The sequence below is a fragment of the Loktanella salsilacus genome, from assembly GCF_900114485.1.
Taxonomy (GTDB): domain Bacteria; phylum Pseudomonadota; class Alphaproteobacteria; order Rhodobacterales; family Rhodobacteraceae; genus Loktanella; species Loktanella salsilacus.
The window spans coordinates 1-2,348 of sequence record NZ_FOTF01000066.1 but is presented as its reverse complement, the minus strand read 5'-3'; the positions used below and the strand labels follow the sequence as shown (position 1 = coordinate 2,348).

General features: G+C 63.0%; 1 protein-coding gene and 1 pseudogene. Both read left to right on the top strand.

Features of this window, described 5'->3' with window-relative positions; all coding sequences use genetic code 11:
• Positions 1–162 precede the first annotated feature (162 nt).
• Entirely contained in the window at positions 163–1,416 is a 1,254-nt protein-coding gene (locus tag BM131_RS19800; RefSeq protein WP_175499509.1) for a right-handed parallel beta-helix repeat-containing protein, read from the top strand.
• Positions 1,417–1,528: 112 nt separating this feature from the next.
• Positions 1,529–2,348 (top strand): annotated as a pseudogene (locus BM131_RS19795) (O-antigen ligase family protein); the annotation flags it as partial.

Below are 2,348 nucleotides of genomic sequence, written 5' to 3'. Positions count from 1 at the left end.
CCCAGTGGCAGGGCAGCGCGGGACACTACCATACCTGCGCTTGGGGTTGCCGGAGGCGCGCCTCTGCCGCACGCTGAGCTTAATGAAACCTGCGCCCGCGCCGCCCTATTTCTGCCGCCGTCCTGATGCACCTGATTGCGACGCCATATGAAAGACGCCCCGATGCACAGCCGCCTGATCCGATGCCTGATGGGGGCGCTGCTCACCGTGATTGCCACCATGGCACCTGCGCAAACCGTGCAGCAGGCCACGCCGCAGACCCTGCAAGGCGTCATTGCGGCCAGTGACGGCGGCACCATCGCCCTTGTCCCCGGCAATTACGGCAGTCTGTCCCTGCGTAACCTGCAGGCTACGGCCAGTGCGCCGCTTGTCATCGCATCTGCCGATCCGGCGCATCCGGCGCGGTTTTCCGGGCTGGCGTTGAAGGGGGTCAGCCATCTGACCCTGCAGGATGTGGTCTTTGATTATACCTTCCAGCCCGGCGACGCGGCGCACCTGCGCCCCTTTGCCATCGCAGATAGCCAAGGCATCACAATCAACCGCAGCACCTTTGACGGCGACAACGCTCGCGGCACCGGCACGGCGGGCGACGGCTTTGGCACCGGCTACGGACTGCGGGTTGATCGCAGCGCAGATATCACGGTGCAGGACAGCCAGATCTTTGGCTTTCTGCGCGGCATGGTGGTGAACGACAGCCAAAACGTTACCGTGCAAGACAACGATATTCACGGGATGCGCAGCGACGGGCTGAACTTTGCCCAGGTCACGGATGCCGCGATCCTGCGCAATCAGATCCACGACTTTCGCACGGCGGACGGCACTGGCGATCATGCCGATATGATCCAGTTCTGGACCAATGGCACCACGGCCCCCACGCGCAATGTCACCATCGCCGATAACGTGCTCAATGCAGGGGCAGGGCGCTATACCCAGTCGATATTCATGCGCAACGATCTGGTGGATCGCGGGCTGGCGGGGCCAGAGATGTTCTATCGCAACATCACCATCACCGGAAACGTCATCATCAACGCCCATCGCCACGGCATCACCGTGGGCGAGGCGGACGGGCTGCGCATCGCCAATAATACCGTTGTGCAAAACGCGGGCGCCGCAGGGCAGCCGCCGGACAAGCCTGTCTGGATTCCCCGCATCACCGTGGCCCCCGCGTCACGCAATGTGACCATCGCGCGTAATGTCACCAGCGCCGTGACCGGCCCTGCCGCCCAGCCGGACTGGAGCGTCACCGCAAACCTGTTGGTGCAGAACATCGCCCGGATGCAGGCGGGGTTTTACGGGCAGGTCTTTGCGCCGGGGGTGCTGCAAGACACCAGCCGCATCCAATCCTTCGCCCCGCGCCCCGGCGGTATGCTGGATGGCACCGGAATAGGATCGCCTCTGCTACAGACCCTACGCTAACCCCTACAAAGCGCAGATTTCATGATTATCCTGCCCCTTGCGCCATAATTGTGCTTGATTTGGAAACGATCTGTCAGGCCAAAGCTTTGTTTCCCGCAGGACCACACCGCCCGTGACCATCGCCCATCATATGCCGCGCCAGCGGGCAGATCGCGCATCTGCCGCGTCCGTGGCCGCATCCGCCCCAGGATCAGCCACGGGCAAGCTGCCGCTGCTTGTCTGGCTTTATCTGCTGGCCGTGGTCATCCCGGTGGGTTTCAACGTCGGCCCGCTGGCGATGACCGGCCTGCGCGTGCTGCTGCTGGTGATGACCGTGCCGCTGCTGGTCCGGCTGGTGATGGGCCGCTACGGCAAGGTGATGCTGATCGACATGCTCTTCATCGCCCATATCATCTGGGCGACGCTGGCCATGGCGATCAACAGTCCCGACCGCGTGGTAGAAAACATCGGGGCCGCCGCGATTGAATTCCTTGGCGGCTATATCGTCGGCCGCGCCTATATCCGCAGCATGGAGGATTTCCGCGCCCTGTGCCGCGCGCTGATGATCCTCGTGCTCTGCTCTGCCCCCTTCGCCTTGGTCGAAACGCTCACGGGCCGCCCCATCCTGCTCGAGGCGCTGCGCAAATTGCCCGGTGTCAGCACCGTCGCCTTCAACAACCAAGACAAGCGCTTTAACCTAGAGCGGGTCCAGTTCGGCTTTGCCCACCCGATCCACTATGGCCTGTTCTGCTCTGTCGCGTTTTCCATGGTCTATGTCGGCCTGAAGGACTGGGTCGGCAATACATGGCGCATCATCGCCAGCATCATCATCGCGGGCTGCGGTTTTCTGGCGCTGTCCAGCGGCGCGCTACTGGCGATTTTCCTGCAAATCGGCTTGATCGCTTGGGCCACAATCTTTACCCCCGGCAAGGCGCGCTGGTGGCTGCTGGTGG